The sequence below is a fragment of the Variovorax sp. TLI9-5A genome (assembly GCF_056867935.1).
This window is the reverse complement of sequence record NZ_CP200310.1, coordinates 5,650,450-5,673,697: the sequence shown is the minus strand read 5'-3', so window position 1 is coordinate 5,673,697 and position 23,248 is coordinate 5,650,450. Positions and strand designations below refer to the sequence as shown.

General features: G+C 69.2%; 21 protein-coding genes. 4 read left to right on the top strand and 17 right to left on the bottom strand.

All coding sequences use genetic code 11. From position 1 onward, the window contains the following. Position 1 precedes the first annotated feature (1 nt). Positions 2–2,284, bottom strand: coding sequence for a penicillin-binding protein 1C (gene pbpC / locus AC1VNX_RS27010; RefSeq protein WP_483160653.1), 2,283 nt, complete (start codon positions 2,282–2,284; stop codon positions 2–4). A gap of 280 nt (positions 2,285–2,564) precedes the next feature. Here pbpC and AC1VNX_RS27005 point away from each other — a divergent pair, with 280 nt between their 5' ends. Then, positions 2,565–2,771: a hypothetical protein gene (locus AC1VNX_RS27005; RefSeq protein ID WP_019654179.1), complete on the top strand. Its 207-nt coding sequence runs from the start codon at positions 2,565–2,567 to the stop codon at positions 2,769–2,771. A gap of 79 nt (positions 2,772–2,850) precedes the next feature. On the opposite strand, the gene AC1VNX_RS27000 is transcribed toward AC1VNX_RS27005, so the two are convergent. The 4 genes from AC1VNX_RS27000 to AC1VNX_RS26985 form a co-directional block, all read right to left on the bottom strand. Further along, positions 2,851–3,477 carry a LysE family translocator gene (locus AC1VNX_RS27000; protein ID WP_483160652.1) on the bottom strand — a complete coding sequence of 209 codons (627 nt, stop codon included), beginning with the start codon at positions 3,475–3,477 and terminating at the stop codon, positions 2,851–2,853. Positions 3,478–3,532: 55 nt separating this feature from the next. Then, a complete protein-coding gene (locus AC1VNX_RS26995) occupies positions 3,533–3,934 on the bottom strand; it encodes a GFA family protein (protein WP_483160651.1) in 402 nt (133 codons plus the stop codon). A gap of 168 nt (positions 3,935–4,102) precedes the next feature. Continuing rightward, positions 4,103–4,384, bottom strand: coding sequence for a DUF2277 domain-containing protein (locus tag AC1VNX_RS26990; RefSeq protein WP_483160650.1), 282 nt, complete (start codon positions 4,382–4,384; stop codon positions 4,103–4,105). Between the two features lie 49 nt (positions 4,385–4,433). Then, positions 4,434–5,498, bottom strand: coding sequence for a hypothetical protein (locus AC1VNX_RS26985; RefSeq protein WP_483160649.1), 1,065 nt, complete (start codon positions 5,496–5,498; stop codon positions 4,434–4,436). 300 nt (positions 5,499–5,798) lie between these two features. Here AC1VNX_RS26985 and AC1VNX_RS26980 point away from each other — a divergent pair, with 300 nt between their 5' ends. The 3 genes from AC1VNX_RS26980 to AC1VNX_RS26970 are packed head-to-tail and all read left to right on the top strand — an operon-like array spanning position 5,799 to position 8,008. Then, positions 5,799–6,065: a hypothetical protein gene (locus AC1VNX_RS26980; protein WP_483160648.1), complete on the top strand. Its 267-nt coding sequence runs from the start codon at positions 5,799–5,801 to the stop codon at positions 6,063–6,065. A gap of 16 nt (positions 6,066–6,081) precedes the next feature. Then, positions 6,082–7,248 carry a DUF3182 family protein gene (locus tag AC1VNX_RS26975; protein ID WP_483160647.1) on the top strand — a complete coding sequence of 389 codons (1,167 nt, stop codon included), beginning with the start codon at positions 6,082–6,084 and terminating at the stop codon, positions 7,246–7,248. After that, positions 7,232–8,008 carry an alpha/beta hydrolase family protein gene (locus AC1VNX_RS26970; RefSeq protein WP_483160646.1) on the top strand — a complete coding sequence of 259 codons (777 nt, stop codon included), beginning with the start codon at positions 7,232–7,234 and terminating at the stop codon, positions 8,006–8,008. The genes AC1VNX_RS26975 and AC1VNX_RS26970 overlap by 17 nt, the downstream gene beginning before the upstream one ends. 16 nt (positions 8,009–8,024) lie before the next feature. On the opposite strand, the gene AC1VNX_RS26965 is transcribed toward AC1VNX_RS26970, so the two are convergent. From AC1VNX_RS26965 to AC1VNX_RS26910, 12 genes are all read right to left on the bottom strand, one after another. Beyond that, the gene (locus AC1VNX_RS26965; RefSeq protein WP_483162022.1) at positions 8,025–9,371 is read right to left on the bottom strand and encodes an amidase; all 1,347 of its coding nucleotides are present in this window, start codon (positions 9,369–9,371) and stop codon (positions 8,025–8,027) included. 2 nt (positions 9,372–9,373) lie between these two features. Next, entirely contained in the window at positions 9,374–10,108 is a 735-nt protein-coding gene (locus AC1VNX_RS26960) for a DUF2848 domain-containing protein (RefSeq protein WP_483160645.1), read from the bottom strand. A 3-nt stretch (positions 10,109–10,111) separates the two neighbouring features. Further along, positions 10,112–11,440 carry an MFS transporter gene (locus AC1VNX_RS26955; RefSeq protein ID WP_483160644.1) on the bottom strand — a complete coding sequence of 443 codons (1,329 nt, stop codon included), beginning with the start codon at positions 11,438–11,440 and terminating at the stop codon, positions 10,112–10,114. 63 nt (positions 11,441–11,503) lie between these two features. Beyond that, on the bottom strand, positions 11,504–12,184 hold the full coding sequence (locus AC1VNX_RS26950) for a hypothetical protein (RefSeq protein ID WP_483160643.1): 681 nt from the start codon (positions 12,182–12,184) through the stop codon (positions 11,504–11,506). A gap of 144 nt (positions 12,185–12,328) precedes the next feature. Further along, complete coding sequence (locus AC1VNX_RS26945) at positions 12,329–13,246, bottom strand: LysR family transcriptional regulator (protein ID WP_483160642.1); 918 nt, start codon at positions 13,244–13,246, stop codon at positions 12,329–12,331. Between the two features lie 54 nt (positions 13,247–13,300). Then, entirely contained in the window at positions 13,301–14,452 is a 1,152-nt protein-coding gene (locus tag AC1VNX_RS26940; RefSeq protein WP_483160641.1) for a serine hydrolase domain-containing protein, read from the bottom strand. Between the two features lie 137 nt (positions 14,453–14,589). Continuing rightward, positions 14,590–14,958: a nuclear transport factor 2 family protein gene (locus tag AC1VNX_RS26935; protein ID WP_301507802.1), complete on the bottom strand. Its 369-nt coding sequence runs from the start codon at positions 14,956–14,958 to the stop codon at positions 14,590–14,592. Positions 14,959–15,051: 93 nt separating this feature from the next. Next, the gene (locus AC1VNX_RS26930; protein WP_483160640.1) at positions 15,052–15,411 is read right to left on the bottom strand and encodes an NIPSNAP family protein; all 360 of its coding nucleotides are present in this window, start codon (positions 15,409–15,411) and stop codon (positions 15,052–15,054) included. 43 nt (positions 15,412–15,454) lie between these two features. Beyond that, entirely contained in the window at positions 15,455–15,838 is a 384-nt protein-coding gene (locus tag AC1VNX_RS26925; protein ID WP_483160639.1) for a 2OG-Fe(II) oxygenase family protein, read from the bottom strand. A 43-nt stretch (positions 15,839–15,881) separates the two neighbouring features. Continuing rightward, positions 15,882–16,595 (bottom strand): hypothetical protein, encoded by a 714-nt coding sequence (locus AC1VNX_RS26920; protein WP_483160638.1) that lies wholly within the window; start codon positions 16,593–16,595, stop codon positions 15,882–15,884. Between the two features lie 132 nt (positions 16,596–16,727). Next, complete coding sequence (locus AC1VNX_RS26915) at positions 16,728–17,162, bottom strand: hypothetical protein (RefSeq protein WP_483160637.1); 435 nt, start codon at positions 17,160–17,162, stop codon at positions 16,728–16,730. A gap of 46 nt (positions 17,163–17,208) precedes the next feature. Continuing rightward, entirely contained in the window at positions 17,209–23,244 is a 6,036-nt protein-coding gene (locus AC1VNX_RS26910; RefSeq protein WP_483160636.1) for an alpha-2-macroglobulin family protein, read from the bottom strand. Positions 23,245–23,248 lie beyond the last annotated feature (4 nt).

Genomic DNA, 23,248 nt, shown 5'->3' with positions numbered 1-23,248 from the left:
GTCAGCGCCGCGCGCTGTTGCCGCCGCCGTTGCCGTTCTTCGCCACCACGCCCGCGCCGCGCACCTCGAGCCGGCGCTGGTCGACCACCTTGCCGCTGGCATCCACCAGCTCGATCACATGGCGCCCCGGCCATGGAAACCACTGCACGCTGTTGCCGCGCGCCAGCGGCTTGCCATCGACGCGCCATTGCACCCCGCGGCCTTCGGAGTCGAAGCGCACGCGCTGGCGTTGCGGCGGAATGTCGGGGTCCAGCGCGATGATCGTGCCGTCGGCCGGCGCGGTGATGCGCGCCGTGGCGGAGGCATCGCTCGCCATGCCGGTGTCGAGCGCGAAGAGCGGCTGCTCCGTGCCCTGCAGGAACCACTCGCTGCGCGCCGCCTCCAGCGGATTGCCATCGGCGCCGGGGCCGAAGCTCACCTGCGCCTCGACCAGGCCCGCGGGCGGCGACGGCGCGCGGCTCGGCTCGCGCGAGTGCAGGAAGCGCATCACCTCGGCCCACACAGGCGCCGCGCCGCTGGTGCCGCTCACGTCCCACATCGACTCGCCGCTGGCGTTGCCCACCCATACGCCCACCGTGTAGCGCTGCGACCAGCCCACGGCCCAGTTGTCGCGCATGTCCTTGCTGGTGCCGGTCTTCACGGCTGTCCAGAAGCGGGTGGAAAGAATGCTGTCGAGCCCGAAGGTGCGGGTGCGCGCATTCGGGTCGGAAAGGATGTCGCCGACGATGAAGGCCGCGCGCGGGTCGAGTACCGGCGGCTGCGAGGCAGCAGCGGCTTTCGGTTTTTCCACGGGCCGCACGGTCAGCGTCGTCGTTGCGTAGCGACCGCCGTTGGCCAGCATGCGGTAGGCGTTGGTGAGCGACAACAGCGACACCTCGGCGCTACCGAGCGCGAGGCTGTAGCCGTAGTAGTCGCCGCTCTCGCGCAGCGGCAGTCCTGCGGCGCGCAGTTCGCGCGCGAAGGCCTCGGGCGACACCATCACGAGCGTGCGCACCGCCGGCACGTTGAGCGATGCAGCCAGCGCGGTGCGCGCCGACACCGGCCCCTTGAAGCGGCGGTCGTAGTTCTGCGGAATGTAGAGGCCGCTGGCTGTGCTGATCTGCGCCGACGAGTCCTCGATCAGCGAGGCCGCCGTGATCCGCTTCTCGGCGATCGCCTGGCCGTAGAGCAGCGGCTTGAGGGTGGAGCCCGGCTGCCGCAGCGCGGTGACGCCGTCGACCTCCGCGGCCTGGCTCAGCGGACCGGAGGAGCCGACCCAGGCGAGCACTTCGCCGGTCGCGTTGTCGAGCACGACGAGCGCGCCGTCTTCCACGTGCCGGTCGCGCAGTTCGCGCAGGTGGCGCTGCAGCGTGTCGAGCGCGAAGCGCTGCAGCGGCGCGCGCAGGGTGGTGCGCACGCCGGTTTCCTTGTCCTTGCCTTTGGGTGCGGGCACGGCGGCGGTTGCAACGGGCGCAGCCGCCGCGTTCGCGTCTCGCATCTCGCGCAGCACGCGCCGAGCGGCATGCGGCGCGATCCCTTCGTTCGGCTCGAAGGCCCGCCGCTGCACCGCCGCGCTGGTGAACATGTCCAGCGCCTCGCAGTCGGTCTTCTGTTGCGGCTCCATGGTGCGCAGCACTTCGCAGGCGCGCTGCGCCACCACGGCGGGCTTGGCGTTCGGCGCGCGCACGAGCGCCGCCGCCACGCTGGCCTCGCGCGCGTCGAGCCCGCTGGGCGCCTTGCCGAAGAGCGTGCGCGAGAGCGCGTCGATGCCCACGATCTCGCCGCGGAACGGCACGGTGTTGAGGTACGCCTCCAGGATCTGGTCCTTGCGCCAGTTGCGCTCCAGCTGCGCGGCCGCCACCGTCTGCCCGATCTTCTGCGTGAAGCTGCGCCCGCCCGAATTGCGGCGCAGGTCCTCGTCGAGCAGGCCCGAGAGCTGCATCGTGATGGTCGAGGCTCCGCGCGTGCGCGTGTTCCAGAGATTGCCCCAGGCGGCGGCCGAGACCGCGCGCCAGTCGATGCCGCTGTGCTCGTAGAAGCGCTTGTCCTCGCTCAGCACCATGGCCGTGCGCAGCGCGGGCGACACGTCGGCCAGCGCGGTCCACTGGCCGCGCCGCACCGTGGGGTCGGTGCGCACGCGCTGCAGCAGCTCGCCGTTGCGGTCGAGCACGGCGGTGTCGGACGAGCGGAAATCGCGCTTCACTTCCTCGAAGCTCACCACGGCCCCGGCCGGATGCGCCCACGCCGCGGCGATCAGCAGGGCTGCGAGGGTCTTGCGGGAGAAAACGAAGGACGTGGACTGCATCGGGCGTAGAAAGAACCGGTATCCAAAAGCAAAAGCGTGGGCGCCGACATTCTCTCTCGCCGATGCACCACGGGAACCGCGCCTACCGCGCAATGGGCTGCGCGCTGCCTTGCGGCTTCTGCGTCCCGGGGCAGAGTCAGGATCGTGTTCCACATCCGGTAACGAACTTCACGCGAGGGCTTCAATACGGAAACCCGGCGCGTACCGGCGTGGCCTTCAATGCACTACCGGCTCGCAGGAGGCGAACCCCGGTTTCACAAACACTCCAAGGAGAACTCGCATGACGAAGACATTGGCGATCCTGCTGGCCGCATCGGCCATCCTGGCCGGCTGCGTGGTCGCACCCTACGACCGCCCGCCGCCGCCGCGCCCGCACTACGGCGACCGGGACCGTGACGGCGTGCCCAACCGTTACGACAGGGACCGTGACGGCGACGGCGTTCCGAACCGGTACGACCGCAATCCCAACAATCCGTACCGCAACTGATCCATAGCGCTGCGACGAAAAGAAAAGGCCGCGAAGCTCCGTGCTTCGCGGCCTTTTTGCGTCTTGAAGGAAGGCTCGCTCAGCCCGGCCGGCGCGCCATCAGCGCCCAGATGCCCGCCGCGCCCAGCAGCGAGCCGCCCGCGAGGTTGAAGCGCCGCTGCGCGCGCTGCGAAGACAGCAGCCTGCGCGCCGATCCCGCGAACACCGCGTAGAGCGTGGCATTGGTCGATGCCAGCACCACGAAGGTGACGGCCAGCACCCACAGCTGTCGCGTCACGTCCGCCGCCGGATTGATGAACTGCGGCAGGAAGGCCACGAAGAACACGATGCCCTTGGGGTTCAGCGCGGTCACCAGGTAGGTGTTGGCGAACAGGCGCAGGCGCGAGGCGGGCGCGGCCGGCGTGGCGATCGCGGCCGATGTGATGCCCGCGCGCAGCAGCTTGATGCCCAGGTACAGCAGGTACAGCCCGCCCACCCACTTCACCACCGTGAACCAGAAGGCCGAGGTGGCGAGCAGCGCGCCCAGCCCCAGCAGCGACACCACCAGCGCGGTGGAGTCGCCCAGCGCCACGGCCGCCACCAGCGGCAGGTTGGCACGCCTGCCGTGCGACATCGAATAGCTGATCACCGTCAGGATGGTCGGCCCGGGAATGACCAGCATGAGGGCGGAGGCCGCGACGAAGGCGAGCCAGAGTTCGATGGACATGTACTTGTCTCCAGAAGAAGGTGAAGAGGGGGCTTGCGGGAAGCGATTTTCTTCGTCAGTTGCCGATGGCCGTGCGCGCGACGTGCCAGTTGCCGCGGTGTCCGTCGACATAGCTGATCGGCGAGCTGGCGAGGTCGTCGAGATCCACGTCGTCCAGGCAGGTCACGTTCACGCCATACGCGCTCTCGCCGGTCTTGGGCGAATGGCCCACGCCGAAGGCGCGCACGCTGCAATGCCTGCAGACGATGTAGTGGCTGTTGCGGGTGTCGAGCATCTGCTCGCTGAGTTCGGACTCGCCTTCGATCAGCCGGAAGGCATCGGTTGCGACGATGGCGGGCCAGAAGCGGGTTTGGGTGCAGATCGAGCAGTTGCAGCGCAGCGTGCCGAGGCTGAGGTCGATGTCGGCCTCGAATCTCACGGCGCCGCAGTGGCAGCCGCCTGTGTAGGTCTTTTTCATGTGCTCGGACTTCGCATGGTGGTGCTGGCGAGCACCATATCAAAGGCCGGGCGGCGGCGCTGCGCTGTGGTCATGACCCGCCGTTCGTCGCCGGTTCAGGCGTGTGTTGCTCATCCGAAGATGTTGGCATGCGGGTCCTCGGCCATCGGCCCCGGGGGCAAGGCGCGGTCAGGCGGTGGAGCCGCTTCCGAAGCGCAGCGCCGAGCGGGCCTTGGCGCGCTCGGCTTCGATGGCGCGATCGCGCGGCTCCGCCGTCGTCACCAGCGAGTCGATCAGCCGCGCCGCCGTGGCCGCCACTTCATCGACCGCGCGATTGAATGCTGCCTCGTTGGCCTTCGAGGGCACGTTGAAGCCGCTGAGCTTGCGCACGAACTGCAGCGCGGCGGCGCGGATCTCCTGCTCGGTGGCGGGCGGCTCGAAGTTATAGAGGGTCTTGATGCTGCGGCACATGGGCGCTCTCCGTTCGATGGCGACGTGGCGCCAGTCTAGCGGCCGGAATTCAGGGGAGCCCGCTGACGAAGCCGCCGTACCAGCTCGCGAGCTTGCTCCATGGAATCTCGATCCGGTTCTCGCTGCTGTCGCGGCCCCAGGTGACGAGGTCGAAGATGGCGCCGTTGGCCGTCACATCGACGGAATTCACCAGCATGAAGTGGCCGCCGAATACACGCATCGTCATGTCGTCGCGCAGGTGACGGCCCAGCGCCATGTTGGCGAGGCTGCCCGCGGCACACATCATGACGGTGTGGCCAGCGTTGCGCTTGTGGCGCATCTGGTTCAGGTGCGGGCCCACGGTGTTTTGGCCGACGCTGGTGCGGTGCGCCTTGATGAGCAGGCCACGCAGGCGCCAGCTGCCCATGTGACTGTGGTCCTCCACATGCTGGTAGCCGGTGTCGCGCATCCACCGGACCATGTCGGCCGGCGAGGTCGCGCCTTCGAGCATCGTGTGAGTGAAGGGCGAGCGGTAGGCCAGGATGTTGCTGCCGTCGCGCAGGCTGGCCAGCGCGATGTAGTCGGCCTCGCAGATCCTCGGCGAGCCGGGGGCGCTGTTGATGCGCTTGCCCAGCAGCGAGGAGCCTGACTTGACCTTCACGGTCATCTGCCCGAGGGTGCCGCGGCGGTTTTCCGCCAGCCCGATCACGTAGGCCGCGTAGTGCTGAGGGGCTCGCTTTGCGATGTCGTGCATGAACGTGACCGGCCCGCACAGCGAATGGTGCTGCTGCTCGATGTACTTGTAGTCCGCGATCCGCACGATCAGCTGCAACGCGATCCGCTCGCGCGAAAAATGCCTCCAGGGGAGCGCGGCGTTTCCGCGCAGGAAGCCGCCGTGGTAGGTGTTCGGTTGGTTCTCCGGGTCGGGGCGCACGCCGATCACGAGTTCCAGCGCGGCGGCAGCCTCGGCACTGGGAACCCAGCGCTTGTTTCTCAGCAGGCGGCGGCTGTACCGCTCGACTTCGTCCGCGGTCGGTGCCGTGTCCACGTCGGCGCCGGCGCGCAGCAAGGTTTCCCGAGCGATCGTCTTGTCTTTCCACAAGGCCTGTTGCAGCACCTGATCGAGCGTCGGCATGGTCCGTCCCCTGGTGTTGAGTCATCGGCTGCCCGGCTTGGGCGGGCGGCAAGATAGCACCCGCGATGCAGCGCCGTCGATCCCCGAGAACAGGTAGGGCGGCGCACCGTCGCCGCGCGCCGGGGAGGAGGGGGCGACCGCGGCCTGCACGATCGAGGACATGAGCCGCGCGATAGCCGACGAAGCCCACCGACGGCTCCGCGCCGGACTGTTCCCACACGCATCCGCACCTCCCTCCCACCAGCCGCGGGCTGCGCCCGCACAACATGGAGCGGTGAACAAGCCAGGAGGCCATCATCCATGACTTCGAAGCAGCAACAGCCAGAAGAGAAAGAAGAGAAATCGCCGGGGAAATTCCACTTTCCCACGTCCGGCAACCCTGAGCAGGGCAAGGTCGAGAAGGCCAAGCCCACGGAGCAGCCTGCCAGCGAGGAGGCGCTAGACAGCGGTGTGGAAGAGTCCTTTCCGGCCAGCGATCCGGTGTCCGTCACTGTGACGAAGGTGAAGCTGCCTTCCTCGGAAAAGAAGAAGGACGCCGAAGAGAAGGCGAAGGCCGGCAAGGGCTGAAGCCAGACACACCGCCGTGCAAGCGCTTTCCCCCGAAAAGGCCAGGGTGGCCGACACAGTGCCCGGCCCGTGCAGCGTCGTCACGCTGGACGTGGACCCGCGCGGCTACTGCACCGAGCACGAGCATGCCACCCGCGCCAACTACGGGCGGCGGCTGGCGGTGCTGATCGGCTGCGCTTTCGAAGGCGAGTACGCCTGCCCGGCGCCCTCAGGCTCGCGGCACTATTTCGTGCCCAGCGACACCCTTTCCGACCCGGTCCGGGTGCACGCCATGGGCATCGCCGGCGTGGACGACCTGTTCGGCGGCGTGGTGCCGCATGCCTTCGTCGCCACCAAGGTCATCAGCCATCCGCTGATCGACGAGAACAGCGCCGCGAGGCCGGACGGCTGGTCGACGCGCTTCGCCCGCGAGGTCGGCGATGCGGCCCTGCCGGGCTTCTCGTGCTTCTCGGCCGACGAGGCGCTGAGGGCCGGGCGCGCGATGCTCGATGCGGGCCCCGTGCGCCTCAAGCCGGTGACGGCCACCGGCGGGCGCGGGCAGATCGTCGTCGAGAGCGCCGAGGCACTCGGCAGCTGCATCGGCGAGATGGACCAGGCGGGCCTCGCGCGAAGCGGCCTCGTCCTCGAGGCGAACCTGGAAGACCCGGTCACCTGGAGCGTCGGGCAGTTGCTGGTGGCCGGCATGACCGTCAGCTACTGCGGCGTGCAGCGCACCACCAGCGACAACGCCGGCGAAGAGGTCTATGGCGGCTCCGATCTGGTGATGGTGAGCGGCGACTTCGACGCGCTGATCGCCGGCGTTGCGTCGCCCTCGCTGCGCCGCGCCATCGAGCAGGCGCGGCGCTATCACCGCGCGGTGATCGACTGCTACCCCGGCTTCTTCGCCTCGCGCGTCAACTACGACGTGGCGCAGGGCGTCGATGGCAGCGGCGAATGGCGCTCTGGCGTGCTGGAGCAGTCGTGGCGCGTGGGCGGCGCCACCGGCGCCGAGATAGCGGGGCTCGAAGCGTTGCATGCCGACCCCGGGCGGCGCGAGGTACGCGCCTCGTGCTTCGAGGTCTACGGCCCCTCGGTGCTGGTGCCTGCCGATGCCATCGTGGCCTATCAGGGGACGGACAGCCGCGTCGGCCCGCTCGCGAAGTACACGATCCTCCCCGGAGACCGCCATGCCGACGCGCCATAGCACCATCGACATTCCGGTCGACGGCCAGCACATCGAGGGCACGTTGTTCGCGGCCTCGACGACCGTGCCGGGGGTGCTGCTGGTGCATGGCTGGGACGGCAGCCAGGAGCAGTACGCCAAGCGCGCGCACGAACTCGCCGCGCTGGGCTGCGTGTGCCTGACCTTCGACCTGCGCGGCCACGCGCGCCACGCCGCGCAGCGCATGGAGGTGACGCGCGAGGACAACCTGCGCGACGTGCTCGCGGCCTACGACGCGCTGGTCGGCCACCCGGCAGTCGATCCGGCGGCCATCGCCATCGTCGGCAGCAGCTACGGCGGCTACCTGGCCGCGCTGGTCAGCGCCATGCGGCCGGTGCGCTGGCTGGCGCTGCGTGCGCCCGCGCTCTACCGCGACGGCGAGTGGGACACGCCCAAGGGCCAGCTCAGCCGCTCCGACCTGGTCGCCTACCGCCGATCGCTGGTCGGGCCCAAGGACAACCGCGCGCTCGCGGCCTGCGCGGACTTCGCCGGCGACGTGCTCATCGTGGAGTCGGAGCACGACCAGATCGTGCCGCACCCGGTGGTCGAGAACTACCTCGGCGCCTTCAAGCGCGTGAAGTCGGTGACCTACCGCGTGCTCTCCGACGCGGACCACGCGCTCTCGAAGCAGGAGTGGCGCCAGGCCTACGGCGCGTTGCTGGTGTCGTGGATCACCGAGATGACGCTCGGCGCCAAGGCGACGGCCACCCTCACCAAGCCGGTGACCACCGCCACGGCCTGAGGCCGCCGCCCACCGTTCACCGCTGCAGCGCGGCCTCCGCCGCCAGCGCCACCGCCGCCAGCCGCGCATCGTCGCCGCGCACCGACGCCAGCATGAGCCCCACCGGCAGTTCGCCCGCCTCATGGCAGGGCAGGCTGAAGGCGCAGCCGTCGAGCAGGTTGATCGCGAAGGTGTTGCGCAGCAGCAGGCCGTTGGCCCTGAAGAAGGCCGCGTCTTCCGCCAGTGCGTCGATGGGCGGCGCGACGATGGGCACGGTCGGGCACACCAGCGCGTCGAAGCCTTCGATGGCGCGGCCGACTCGGCCGATCCAGTCGCGGCGGCGGTCCTGCATGGCGATGTAGTCGGCGGCGCGCACTTCGGTGCCCAGCGCGATGCGGGCGGCCACGCGCGAGTCGAATCCGTCGCGTTTCGTGGCGAAGCGCTCGCGGTGCACGGCGGCGGCCTCCACCGGCGAGAAACCGCCGGGTGCGTTGACGGTCGCGATCTCGGCGAGCTCGGCCAGGGTGATGTCCACGACTTGCGCGCCCGCTGCCGAAAGCGCCTGCAGCGCGCGGTCGAAGGCGCGCGCCACGGCGGGCTCGATGTCGTCGAACATCAGCGTGCGTGGCACGGCCAGGCGCATGCCCTGCAGCGGACGGCGGCGCACCGCGAGCGGCGCGTCGGCAATGGCGGCATCAGCGATCAGGCAGTCTTCCACGCTGCGCGCCATGGCGCACACCGTGTCGAGCGAGCGCGCCAGCTCGAAGGCTCCTGTGCGCGGCACGCGCGACTGCGTGCTCTTGAAGCCCACCAGCCCGCACAGCGCGGCGGGAATGCGGATGGAGCCGCCCGTGTCCGAGCCCAGCCCCGCCACCGCGAGCCCGAGCGCCACCGACACCGCTGCGCCGGACGACGAGCCGCCCGGAATGCGCGCAGTCTGCGCATCGGCCGGGTTGTGCGGCGTGCCGTAGTGCGGGTTGATACCCACGCCGGAGAACGCGAACTCGGTCATGTTGGTCTTGCCGACGATGGCCGCGCCTTGCGCGCGCAGCCGCGCCACGGCGGTCGCGTCGTGCCCGGCAGGCGCTTCGCCCGCGCAGACGGCGGAGCCCGCCATGGTGGTTTCGCCGGCCACGTCGTAGAGGTCCTTCACCGACACCGGCAGGCCGGCGAGCGGTGCCGTCTCGATGCCGGCCTTGCGCGCCGCATCGGCATGGCGCGCGGCGGCGCGGGCCGCGTCGGCGTAGGTGCGCGTGAAGACGTGCCGCGCGGCAGGCTGTCCGGCCGCCGTGAGCACTTCGTCGATCAGCGCTTCGTGCGAGAGCTCGCCGCGCGCGATGCGCCCGCGCAGCGCCGCGATGGTGTTGCCGTTCTTCATCGCCATCGTCATGCCACCACCGGCAGTGCTTCCACCGCATAGCGATGCACGATGCGGCGTTGCAGCTTCGGGTCGTGCAGTTCGATTTCCATCTGCGTCGCGGGCCGGATGCCTTCGCCCTTGGCGTTGGGCAGCGCGCCCAGCGTGCCACAGGTCATGAAGAGTCCTTCGGGCGCGGCGCTCGCGCCGGGCATGCCGTCGCGCAGGCCGGCCAGCGGTCGGATCGATGCGAGCGTGCCGCGTTGGTAGTCGACCCAGCGGCCGTCCTCCAGGATGCGCGAGCGCAGTTCCAGCGTGTCCTGGTGCGCCTGCACGTCGCGCCAGCGCCATGCGGTCTCGGCCACGGGCTTGGCGCACATCTGCTTCGACACCGCGACTGAGTAGCTCTCGACTTGCCGGTCGGTGTGGTCCGAAGCCACGCTCAGCCACCACTCGCCTTGCGAGAAGAACAGCACCGGCTCGGCCTCGCCGGAGCTCTGGTCGCCCAGCGCCTCGATGGCGCTCGATTGCGTCAGCAGCTGGGCCGCCACGCGGTAGTACAGCGGCACGCTCGAAGGGCGCGGCACGCCGAGCTCGGCCAGTTCCTCGATGTGGTGTTCGATGGCGGCGATGTCGCGTCCGGTCCAGCCCGCCACCACCAGCGCGCGCGGCGCGACCAGGTGCACGGCGGTGGAGCGCGTGCCGTCATCGGCGATGCTTTCGCAGGCGAAACGCAGCCGCGAATTCGTGTTGCTCGTCGTCATCGATCAGCTCTCCAGCGGGCGCTTGGCGGTTTCGCGCGCCACCAGCAGGGCGATCAGCGTCACGCCCAGCGCGGCCACCACGTAGAACGACACCGCCACCGTGCTGCCCCACGACTTGAACAGGCTCGCGATGATCAGCGGCGCGAAGCCGCCGCCCACGATGCCGGCCAGCGTGTAGGCCAGCGAGGCGCCCGCGTAGCGCACGCGGCCGGGGAACTGCTCGGTGACGAAGGCGGCCTGCGGGCCGTACATCATCGCGTGGATCAGGAGGCCCACCACCACCGCCGCGCAGATGGCGACCGGGTGCGCGCTGTCCATCAGCACGAAGAAAACGAAGGCCCAGACCATGCCCAGCAGCGCGCCGGCGATGTAGACCGGCCGGCGGCCGATGCGGTCGGACAGGCTGCCGAACCACGGCACCGCGATCGCATTGCAGGCGGCGCCGATCATCGTGGCGGTGAGCGCCAGCGGGCGCGACAGGTGCAGCACGGTGGTCACGTAGGTCAGCGTGAACACCACCACCAGCGCATACAGCACGTCGGAGCCGATGCGCGAGCCGCCGGCCACCAGCAGGCGGCGCCAGTGTTGCGTGAGCACTTCCTTGATGGGCGTCTTGGCGGTGGCCTTCTTCTCTTCCATTTCGCGGAAGACGGGCGTTTCGTCCACGCCCCGGCGCAGCCACAGGCCGAACAGCACCAGCGCCACGCTGGAGATGAAGGGGATGCGCCAGCCCCAGCTCTGGAAGTCTTCAGGGCTCAGCCATGCCGACACCGCGGCGATGAAGCCGGTGCCGATCAGCGTGCCGCACGAGGGGCCCACCTGCGTGAAGGAGGCGTTGCGGCCGCGCTCGTCGGGCTTGCCGTGCTCCATCGACAGCAGCACCGCGCCGGCCCATTCGCCGCCGAGCGCCACGCCCTGCACGAAGCGCAGCGCCACCAGCGCGGCGGGCGCCCAGATGCCCCAGCTCGCGTAGGTGGGCAGCAGGCCCATCAGGCCGGTTGAGACGCCCATGATGACCAGCGTGGCCACCAGCACGAAGCGCCGGCCCAGCCGGTCGCCGAGGTGGCCGAACACCACGCCGCCCAGCGGGCGCGAGATGTAGCCGACCGCGTAGGTCGAGAACGCGAGGATGGTGCCGGTCAGCGGATCGAACGAGGGGAAGAACACCGCGTTGAAGACCAGCGCCGCCATGATGTTGTAGACGGTGAAGTCGTACCACTCCAGCGTGGTGCCGATGGAGCTGGCCATGGCCAGCCGGCCCATCTTGGCGGAGGCCGGCGCGGCCTGCCCGGGTGCCGTGGAGCCTGCGGCGGGGAGAACATGTTCGGTCATTGGAATGCCTTTGTTCGGTGGGGAGGTGGGAGAGAGGAGAAGAGGGGACGGACGCTCGCCGTGTCAGGCCAGCTCGGCCGCGTTCAGCTTCCAGCCGAGCGCGAGCAGCCAGCCGCTGGCGGGATCGGCGTCGAATGCGGCTGCGGCCGTGGCGCGCGCCGCGCGGGCGGCGGCTTCGCTGCCGGTCTCGATCACCAGCAGTGGCTGCAGCACGCGGCCTTCGGTGGATTCGCGCGGCAGCGGCGAGCTGAGCGCAACGTCGGGCACGAGCAGGTACGACTGCACGAAGCCTGCCTGTTCCTTGCGCAGCTGCGCGCCGACGTTGGCGGCGGCTGTCACCTGGGCCTCGGCGTCGGCTGCTGCGGTCAGCGGGAGCACGACCACGTGGCTGCCGCTGCCGAAGCCGGTGACGGCGCGCACCGCGCACACGCGGCGCATCGGCTGGCGCATGCGGTCGAGGTTGGCGACGGACCATGGCGTCTGCTTCTCGAACGCGGCGCGGTAGCCGGGCGAGCCGAACACCGCCAGCGATTCGGTGCGGTACAGCCCCAGGTATTTGCGGCCGCCTTCGAGCGAGAAATAGCGCGCGCCCGAGAGAAAGCCGGGAATGCGCACGCGCTCTTCCACGTGCTCCTGGTCGTACCAGCGGTTGAAGTCGGCTTCGTCGGCGGGGTCGACGTCGGAGGCGACGAACAGCAGGCCGTTCACTGCTGCTGCGGAAGAAGAGGAGTCAGGTGTGTTCATGGCGGCGGAAGAGGAGGCGGGCCTTCGAAAAATGAAGGCGCGATCTTCCGTCGCAGGGTCGAACTGTCACAAACGAGTTTTTCTGGGCGACAGCCACAAGAATTACTGGCCCCTTTTCGGGGCCCGGATGCGCCAATCCGAGGGTTAACCCTCTGCGGTCGTGCTCCAGGTTGGTGCGACGGCCGAGGTGGTGAACTGGTCGGAGGCCCGGCAGGCCAGTTCGGCCACGAGCCGGATGGCGTCGGAGTCGGCGGCTTCCAGATGACTCACCACGATGCGCTGCGGCGAGATGAGCGCGTCGCACTCGATGATCTTCACGTCGCCGATGGCCACGTACTCGTAGCAGGGCGGCAGCGGCACCAGCGCGTTGCCGAACCCCGCCTTCACCAGCCGCGCCAGCGCCGAGATCGAGCTCACGCAGTGCACCTTGCCCAGCGGAATGCCCGCCGCGCGGAACAGGTTCTTCAGCGCCTCGTGCGGCTGCGAACCCGGGCTCATCGTCAGCACGGGCTGGCGCAGCAGCTGCTCGACCGTCTGCACCGGCTCCGCGCCGGGCGCGCCGACCCAGCCCATGGGCATCGGCAGGCAGGGCGTGCTCACGATGCCAGCGCCGGCGATGTGGTCGGTCTGCAGCGCGATGTCGAGCGCGCCCTCGCGCAGGCCCCGGTGCAGCGCCAGCGTGGTCTCGGAGGTGAGCTGCACCTCGATGCCCGGATAGGTGGAGCGCAGGTTGGTGAGAAAGCCCAGCAGCCAGGTGTGGACCACGGTCTCGATGGCGCCGATGCGCACCAGCCCGAGGATGTCTTCGCGCGGCCGGCCGAGCGAGACGATCTCGCGGCGCAGCTCGAGCAGGCGTTCACCGTAGTCCATCAGCCGCACGCCCACGGGCGTGAGCCGCAGCTCGCGCGCGTCGCGTTCGAACAGGCGCGCGCCGATGTCTTCTTCGAGGGAGGCGACGCGGTTGGACACCGCCGCCTGCGTGATGTGGAGCCGGTCGCTCGCCGCGCGGAAGCTGCCCAGCCGCGCGGCCCAGAGGAAGGCTTCTACAAATCTTGTGTTCATGAGGGCACCTGCGGGGCATTCTGCCCGCATCGCGCCCGGGAGAGAACTTGCTTCCTACTTGTGCTTGTGCCTGGGGGCGCAAGGCTGATGGCGCGCGGGCGGTGGAGGCGGGCGCGTGATGTCGTCCACCATCCGCGCGGCCGCCGCCGACGAATTGCTCGCGAGCATCACGGCCGCCTGCTGCTTCGCGGGGTCGAACACCAGCAGCGCGCGGTAGCCGCCGGTCTGGCCGGTGTGGAACCAGGTCCGGTGGCCGGCGTCGCCGCGCATGCGGATGGCGTAGCCCACCTCGTAGGTGCCGTCGTTGCCGAGCGGCGCGAGCGCGCGTTCGGCTGCCGCGCCCAGCGGACCGTTGCGCCCGGCCATGAGAGCGCGCGCGAACACCAGCAGGTCGGCAGCCGTCGAGCGCAGCGCGCCGGCGCCTGCGAGCGCGTCGAAGTCCCAGGGCGTGCGCGGCGTGTCCCGTTCGTAGCCTGGTGCGAGCCGGCCGGTTTCGTCGCCGAGGTGCTGCAGCGTGTCCTTCATGCCCAGCGGCACGGCGATGTTCTCCTGCACCAGCAGGTCCCATGGCTTGCCGTAGCGGTCGGCCAGCAACTGGCCGAGCAGGCCCAGACCCAGACTGCTGTAGGGGCCCTTGCAGGGCGGGGCGTGTTCCAGCCGGAGCGTCGAAAGCCCGGCGAGCAACTGCGGCCGGTCGGGCCGTGCGAAAGGCTGGCTACTGGCCAGGCCCGGCGCATCCGGCAGCATTCCCGGCAGGCAGGCGGTGTGGGTGACGAGTTGGCGCAGCGTGATGGCCGCCACCTGCGGCGGCATCGTGGTCTGGCCGGCCAGCAGCTTGCCCAGCGTGTCGTCGAGCGAGAGATCGCCGCGCTCCACCGCCTGCGCCAGCAGCACGCCGGTGAATACCTTGCTGATGGAGCCGATCTCGAAGAGCGGCTGCGCATTCGTCTGCGTGGTCTCGACGATCTGCCCCGGCTGCCCGACGGCGTTGCGCTGCATCGCGAATTGCGTGCGGCCCTCGCGCGAGATGCCGACCACGATGCTGCCCGGCGCGCCGTTCATCACCCGCGCCACGATGGCGGCTGGCGCGGTGGCGAAGCCGATGGGTTCGGCGTGGGTGATGGCGGAAAGAACTGCAATGCAGCAGCCCGTGAGCAGGCGGCTGGGCAGTCGATGAAATGTTGTGTATGAGAGGCGAAGAATCATCCGGTCGGCTCCTTGCTTGGTGAAGTGCAAAGGCCGCGGATGATCCGGGGTCGCCCGCCATGGCGGCAAGCGCGGCGGCCGGGCGCTACGTCACGGCCGTAACGGCCGTCACGCGACACCGGCCGCGGGTGTGGGGCTTATTCGCCGGTGTCGTAGAAGAACTCTTCCTTCACGATCTTTCCGTCCTTCGTGGTGTAGAGCGCCATTTCTTCCATCGTGAAGCGGTGGCCGGTGGCCTTCATCGTCACGTCGAAGCGGAAGCCGACGATGAAGCGGTCGTCGTGCGGCCAAGGGCCGGCAACCTGCATCGAATGCACTTCGTGGTTGGCGACCCACCACTCGCCTTTTGCCCTGATGGCCGCGAGGCCCACCGCCTCGCGCGCCTGCCCGGGCGGGGCACTGGCCTCGACGCTCACGGCGTCGGGCGTGTAGAGCGACTCGGCCTCATCGAACTTTCCTTCTTTGCACAGCGCGACGAGCTTGTTTGCGATTGCCAGCGTGTTCATGGGTGGTCTCCTGATGAAAGGGTGAAGGGGAGGGAGGGCAGTCTGCCCGCATCGCGGTCAGGCTGGCAGGTTCCGGCCGTAGAGAGGTGCATCTCAAGAGGCTCCTGGTTCGCCGGGCGGATTCAGCGAGCGCATGCTGGCGACGGTTTCGTCCGAAACCCACAGCAGCGTGTTGAGGTAGGTCTCGATGCGCTCGACCAGCGCGCCGCGCGGGCCTTCGCGCCACTCGGCCGAGCCGTAGAAGGCGGATTGCTGCGCCTCCAGCGCCTGCCGGTCGGCATACGCACGCACGAGGTGATAGCTCTCTTCCTCGTGGTCCGAGCGGCCGTAGGTGACGACGTCCATGCCCTTGCTGCGCAGCATCGGTACGGCGCGCGTATGCATGGCTTCGTGGAACGCGGCGAGCGTGCCGGGCTTGAGCCTGTAGGTGCGGATTTCGATCAGCCGGGTCATGGCGGGCGAGCCTCCTTGGGGTCGACGGTTTCGGGCGTGTGCGTCAGCGGGGCTTGCCGGCGAGCACCCAGCCCAGCGAGAAGACATAGCGGCTGCCGCCCACCACCCGCGTCACGCTGTGCTCGCAGGCATCGGGGCGGAACAGCTTGACGCGCCGCGTCGCGAAGATCGGGTCGGCGCACACGAACTCGCCGCCCGAGCGCGGGGACTTCAGCACGATGTTCAGCCGGTAGTGCCGCCCGGCCTGCACCGGGTCGGTATGCGGCGGGATCTCCGAGCCCTCGGGGTAGCGGACGAGGTAGCTGTCGAACGGCAGCGGCCGGCGCGCCGTGAGCAGAAGCATCTTGTCGTAGCCCGTGCCCTGGCGGCCGCGCTGCCAGCGGAAGGCCAGGGAGAAATAGCTGCGCAGGGCGGTGGCGAAACTCATGCGGAATGTCGGAGAGCCTCCAAGCCGCGCATTTTCAGCCGATTCAGCAGAAAACGATCGCCGTCTTGTGCTCGATGCTCAACCGCGCCGATTCGTACAGCAGCAGCCAGGACACGTATTCGCGGTACAGGCCGTTGTCGTCGTCGATGAGTGCATCGATACGTTCGGCTTCCTCGTCGGAGAGCTTGCCGTTCTCGAGACGGATGCCCAGGGCGGGGGCGACGAACACGAGTTCTTCGAGCAGGCGGTGGGAAGAGCCGAGCATGCCGCCAGGCAGGCCGTTCAGCTCCTCGATGTCCGCGTCGCCTTCGGCGTCGTGGTCGGCCTCTTCATCGTCTTCATCGTCTTCTTCCTCGCCATCCCCGTCGAACAGCACTTCCTTGAAGTCGATGGGAACGTAGAAGCCCTCGGCGTCGGAATGGCACAGCAGATGGCTCTCGGAGCCGTCGAGCAGCGCCTGGATCTTGGGGTCGGCCGTGGGATCGACATCGTCCGCCAGCGGCGTGGCCACCCAGTCGGGCGCCAGCACGCGGTGGGCATAGGCGCGGCGCAGGTAGTGGATGAAGGAGTACGGAAAGCCGTCGATCGACGCGCGGGAGTCGAGTTCGAGCGGTCCGTGCGGCTCGATGTGCGGGGGAAGTCCCGCGGCGGCCAGCACGCGGTTGACTTCGGCCAGTTCTTCCTCGAAGCCCTCGGCGCTTTCAGGATCGTCCTCGAGCAGTTCGGCGAGCATGCCGACGCAGACAGCCAGGCCCATGGTGTTTTCCTCCAGGTTGTTGGTTCGCCGCGATGGTGACGGTAGCCGGTGAAGGAGCGATGACCGGCGCGGCCCCCTCAGCGCAACCGAAGGTCCGCCTGCGGGCGCAATGCGGCAAATCGGTGCTGGCGGTTACCAGGTGCACTTCTTGCCGTCGTCGGAGCCGATGTCCTGCGAGAACGAATACTGCTTGCCATTGCGCAGGTTCTTGTAGTCGAAACCGTAGATGTTCGCGCCCTGGGTCGTCACCACGTACTGGCCCGCGATGCGGCCGTCGACGATCTCGGCCCAGGTGGTGGTGTATTCCCAAGGACGGCCTTCGGGCTTGTCCCCGACTTCGGTCTTCACCGGCACGATGGTGATCACGCGCGGCGATCCCTTGTACCTGACGTAGCCGCCGGACCAGTTGCTGTTCGGATCGGAAAACACCCGCCATTCCAGGCGGATCGATTGCGCGGCGGATTCCGTCAGGCAGCGGTAGTCGACGGACACCGGCGAATCGCCCGACGCGGCCAATGCGGACCAGGGAAGCAGAAATCCCGCGAGTGCGAGGCGAAGGTTATTCATCTGTACCTGTATCTCGGTATGCGCGCCAGGCTGTCCTGGAAAGCATCTACTTCGCCGCCTCCACCTTCACCCGCGCGTTCGGCGCCTCGCCGAACATCTCGGGCGCGTACATCGCCTCGACGCGGCTGGGCGGCAGGGCGAAGTCGCCGACGTTGTTCAGGCGCACGGTGTATTCCATCTTCACCACGCCCTTGGGCAGGTATTCGTAGTAGCTGCGGAAGGCCTCGAAGCTGCGTTCCTCGAACGCCGGCCAGCCGGCGCCGCTCTTCTTCTCGCCCTGCGTGGCGATCTGCGAGTCGCGGCCCAGGCCGCCGCCGAGGATGGTGGCGCCGCCCGGGATCGGGTCGCTGATGACCACCCAGGTCATGTCGGCGCTGGCGTTCACCTCCAGCGTCACGCGCAGCACGTCGCCGCGGGTGTACTTGCCGGCTGTGGCCTGCTCGACCGGGGTGATGGTCTTCTTGATGGCGTAGCCGGCGGCGAACGGCGCCTTCAGCTGCACTGCGGCGATCGACTGCAGCGTGAGCCACGGCTTGCCGGTGCCCTGCTGGGTGACGAGCAGGGTGTCGCGCACTGGAGTACCCGAGGGCGACGCGGCCCACGGCAGGAACATCGTGTTGTTCTTCAGGTTGCCCGGCGAGGCGGGTGCGCCGAAGAAGGTGGTCTGGTTCGGCGCGCCGGTGGCGTCGCTGGTTTTCACGCGCTCGACCTTGCTCCAGTCGACCTGCGCCTTCACCGCGCCGAGCGTGGCGGCGGTGACGCCGGCCACCGGCGTGCTCTCGAACACCTTGCTGAACTTCTCCAGCGCCAGTCCGCCCCACAGGTTGGCGGTGGTGGTGTGCCATGCGCCGTTCTGCTGGCGGCCGATGAAGCCGTTGGCCAGCTTGCCGATGTCGTCCTTCCAGGCCGGGTCGTCCATCACGCTGAGCAGCAGGCGGGCGGTGTTGACGTCGCCGTTGGTCATCAGCCACCACCAGTAGTCGTCCTGCTCGGTGCTGAAGATCAGCTTGGTGCCCTGGTACGACAGGCGCGCCTTCAGCACGTTGTTGGCCTCGTCCAGGCGCTGCTGGCGCTGCGGCACGTCGTTCACGCGCTTGAGGATGTTGAGCCAGTCGATCACCGCGCTGGTGGGCCACTGGTTCGGCGCGATGGTGATGCTGCCGACCATTGCCCCACGGGCCTTGCCGTAGCGCGAGAGCGCTTCGAGCGCGGCGAGCTTGCGCACGTCGAGGTCCTTGCGCGGGCTCCAGAACTCGCGCGTGATGCGGCCTTCGACGAAGGCGATCAGGCCCGACTCCATCGGCGCGCGCACGTCGTCGGCCAGCGCGAAGGCGGGGTTGAGCTGGGCCGCTTCATTCGTCGCCGCGAGCAGGTACGAGGTGAGGATGTCGCTGCCGCGGTTGGCCTCGCCATCGCGAGGCGGGAAGTAGTTGGCCAGGCCGTCGCTGTCGAGGTAGGTCTGCAGCGTCGCGAGCACGCCCTGCCACATCTTCGCGTCGCGCAGGCCGACCGACTTGCTGGTCTTCTGTTCGAGGCAGATGAAGGGGTAGTTGGCGAACCAGTCGCGCACGCCCGGCAGGCCTTCGGCCAGCTTGGGCTGCAGAGACAGCTTGAGGCCACCGCGGCCGGGCAGGGCGTCGGCGGGCGGCGCCACGTCGAGCGTGAACGGCCCGTCAACCTGCACCAGCGTGCCCTGCTGCACCGTGAGCGGCACCGAGGGCACGATGCGCTGGCGCACCTTGAGTGCGTCGCGTGCACCGCCGATGGTGTCCTTCGCCTCGATCTCCCAGATGATGGCTTCGGCGCGCGTCTGCGCGAGCTGGGCGGGCGCGGTCACGGTCCATGCCACTTCGCGCGCCTCGCCGGCCGGGATGTCGACCGTCTGCGGCTCCAGCGTGAGCAGGGTGGCGCGCGGCGTGGCCTCGACCTTCATCGGCTTCTGCGTGGTGTTGCGCAGCGTGACCTGGGCGCGGAACTGGTCGTCCTCGCGCACCAGCGGTGGCAGGCCACTGATGATCTGCAGGTCCTGCGTGGCCTGGATGCTGGCCTGGCCGGTGCCGAACAGGTTGGTGCCCGAGTCGGCCACGGCCACGATCTTGAAGGTGGTCAGCGCGTCGTTCAACGGCACCGTCACCACGGCCTGGCCGTTGGCGTCGAGCACCACCTTCGGGTTCCACACCAGCAGAGTGTCGAGCAGTTCGCGCGTCTGGCCCTTGCCGCCGCCGCCGCCTGCGGGCACGGCCTTGCGCCCGTAGTGGCGCCGGCCGACGATTTCCATCTGCGCGGTGGAGGTGCTCACGCCCCAGCTGCGGCGCTGCAGCATGGCGTTGAGCAGGTTCCAGCTGTCGTTGGGCATCAGCTCCAGCAGGGCCTGGTCGACCGCGGCCAGCGCCACTTCGGCGCCGGCGGCCGGCTTGCCGTCGGGCAGCTTGGCGCTGATGGTGATCTGCGCCTTGCTGCGGATCGGGTAGCTGGGCTTGTCGCTGGTGACGCTCACGTCGAGCTGGTGCGCTCGCGTGCCGACACGGATCTCGGCCATGCCGAGGCGGTAGGCGGGCTTGCTCAGGTCGACCATGGCGGTCGGCGCCACGTATTCCTTGCCTTCGTACCAGAAGGCCGTCCACCACTCGCGCGGCGACTTGAAGCCCCAGGTGAAGAAGCTGTACCACGGCACCTCGCGCAGGCGGCCGCGCAGCGCGAGCACGCTCACGTAGGCGTTCGGGCCCCACTCGGGCTTGACCTCGAGGGTGACGGTCGGGTCCTTGCCGTCGAGCTTGACCACGTGCGTCTCGATGATGCCCTCGCGTTCCACCGCGACCAGCGCGGTCGCGAATCGGAAGGGGCTGCGCACCTGGAACTTGGCGATCTCTCCGGGCTGGTAGCTCTTCTTCTCGGGCAGCACGTCGATGCGGTCGTTGTCCTCGCCGCCGAACCAGAGTTCGCCCTGCTTGGTCACGTAGACCGAGCTCACGGCCTTGGCGTCGCGGCCGTCGCCGTCGGTGGCGCTGGCGATGAGTTCGACCTCGCCGGCCTCCTTCAGCTCCGATTCGCACAGCAGCAGGCCGCGCGCGTCGCTCTTGCCGCTGCAGACGGTGCCGATGTCCTTGGTCTCGGTCTTGTTGTCGTAGGTGTAGAAGCCGCCCACCATGCGCTTGCGGCTGGTGGTGGTGATACGCGCCACGGCGCGCACGTTGAGCGTGACGTTGGCCTGGGGCTTGCCCGAGAGGTCGAGCGCCAGCGCCTGGAACTTCAGCTTCTGGGCAGTGGAGACCCAGCCCTCGGTCTTGATGCCGGCGATGACGGAAGCCGGCCACAGCGTCTGCGTGCTGCGGATGGTCTGCACCTCGCCGTTCGGGTCGGCGTAAGTGGCCTCCAGCAGCAGCTCGCGCGCGGCCTTGACCTTCGGCACCTTGTCGATGGTGACCTTGCCGGCCCCGTCCTTGTTCAGCGTGAGCGGCAGCTTGTCTGCGATCACGCGGGTGTCGTTCACGCTGTTGAGGTCTTCCTCGCCCGAACCGGCCTCGGCTGCGGCGGAGACCGCCGTGGCGGCCTCGCTGCCGTCGCCCTGCGAGGCGCGCGGCGGGTTGAAGCTGAAGGCGTCGTAGTCGGAGAAGCTCAGGCTCTTGCCGCGAACCATGGCCGACACGCGCACCGGCAGGTTGGCCGCGCCGCCACCCGAGACGTAGTTGATCTGCACGTCGGCGGGCACGCTGGTGGCCGCCACCAGTGGCTTCTTGTCGGTGGGCGCGATGCGGCCCTCGAGCACGGGCAGGCGGAATTCCTCGACGCGGAAGCTGCCGGTGGAGAAGCTGCGGCCGTAGCCGTCGTCGCCATCGCCTTCACTTTCGCCTTCGCCCTCGCCGTTGGCGTCCTTGCCCTTGCCGCTGCGCAGCATCACCTCGTACACGCCGAGCTTGGCGGCCGGCGGAATGGCGAAGCTGTTCTCGGCGCTCAGGCCGCCGGTGGCGGTCTTGCGCCAGTTCAGCGGCTGCGTGAAGCGCTGGCCGCTGCCCACGTGGGTGATGACCAGCGTGTCGGGGCGGTTCTCGGGCAGCCCGAAGCCCTTGCTGGTCTGCGTGCGGATCAGGCTCTTCATCGACACCGTTTCGCCGGCGCGCAGCAGCGTGCGGTCGAAGATGGTGTGGGCGACGCGGTCGGCCTCGGCCTGCAGGCTGGTGGGCACGTTGAAGCGCCAGGGCTCGATGCCGCGCTGCCAGTCGCTCCAGGTGAAGGCGAGGTCTTCCACGCCCTTCTCGTCCTTGGCGCGGGCGCTGACGAACCAGGCGCCGCTGTCGTATTCGTTCGGGCCGTTGCACGAGGGCGCCTGCGGCGACACGCCGCTGAGCATGACCACGCCGTTGGCGTCGGTGGTGCCGCTGGCCACGGCCTTGCCGTCGCAGCTGGACACGCGCACCTCGGCACCGGCCACGACCTTGCCCTTGTCCAGCGTGGTGACCCAGGCCATCGAGTTCTCGCGGCCCAGCTTGAAGTGCACCGCCAGGTTGGTGGCCAGCGCGGTGGTGCGCACGTACATCGTGCGCCCGGCGTTGTAGCGCTCGTCGAGCAGCGCCTCGCCCAGCTTCTGCGAGGCGATTTCAAGCACGTGGAAGCCCGGCGTCAGCGGGATGCCGATGACTTCGAAGGGGCGCGGGTCGCCCGAGTCGGCCTTGGGCATGTCGAGCGCCTTCACGCCGGGCTGGCCGGCCAGCAGCGACAGCATGCGGGTCTGCAGCGTGGTGCGGTCGTCCTTGTCGATGACCGGGGGCAGCGGGCCCTTCACGTCCTTGCGCGCCTGTTCGCGCGAGACGGTGAAGTTGTCGTAGCGGCGCACCTTGCGGAACCACGCGATGATTTCCGCGTCGGTCTTCGGGTTCATGTCGCTCACCTTGCCGGGCGTGAGCGCGTTCACCATCAGCTTCGGCTCCACGCGGCGCACGGTGACCGGCATCATGGCCGGCGTGTCGGGCTCGGCCAGGCGCTCGACCACGCCGAAGGGCGAGGCGGCGAACTTGGCCAGCGGCGGCATCGCGCCGGTCGCCACCTTCATCGGGAAGTTGCCGGGCGTGGCCAGCGGGCGGCCCGAGGCGTCCTCGAACTTCGAGGGCAGCTCGATGCTGTACTGCGCGCTCTCGGCCAGCGGCGGGCCGAAGTACACGCCGTTGACCACGTCGTCGTCGCTCTGCGCGCCGCCTTCGATCTGGGCCTTGACGGTTTGCCCGTTGCCCTTGAGTTCGATCTGCGAAGCCAGCTTGCGCGTGACCGGCGCGTTGAACGTCAGCTGCATCGGGCGCAGCGGCAGGCAGGCGGCCTGCGCGTTCTCGCGCTCGCAGGTGAACGAAGCCGCGAAGGGTTCGCGCACCTGGAATTCGAGGCGGCGCTCCACGTTGTTGGCCACACCCGAGGGCGTGGCCACGCCCTTGCCGTAGACGACCTGCACCTTGGCGCCCGGCGTCAGCGTGCGGTTGCATTGCATCGTGATGAAGCGCAGCGGGTCTTTCTCGGCCGACTTCTCGCGGCCGAAGGCCTTGAGCAGGCCGGCGCGCTGTTCGCCGTCGAGCAGCTTGACGGGAATGCGCTCGCCCACGCCGTCGGCCGTGCACCAGACGTTCTGGCGCACGCTCTCCAGCGTGGCCGCGCCGTTGAGCTCCAGCATGAACATCTGCTGCTCGTCGATGCGGCCGTAGCTGCCCGGCATGTAGTTGCGCACGAAGGGGCCGCCGGTGTTGAACTGGTAGCGCTCGGGGCCGGTGAGTTCGCCCGAGGCGGGCTTGAAGGTGGGAATGCGGGTGACCGTGCAGCGCACGCCGGGCGGCAGGTCGTTCTCGAAGTCGTAGACCCAGGCCTTGGCGTCGGTCCAGCGGCCGGTGCCCTTGGCGGCCTGGGCGTCGTTGCAGCTCACGGTGAGCGGGGCGGGGGCCTTGGGGTCGCCGAAGTTGACGGCCGGCTGGTCGAACTTGGCGACCACCTGGCGCACGCGCGCCACTTCGCCCTGCGGCGAGAGGCTGACGATCTGGAGGGCAAAGCCCGGGCCGGACGCAAGAACGCCGCCGGCCAGGAGCAATGTTGGAAGGAAACGGTTCACTTTT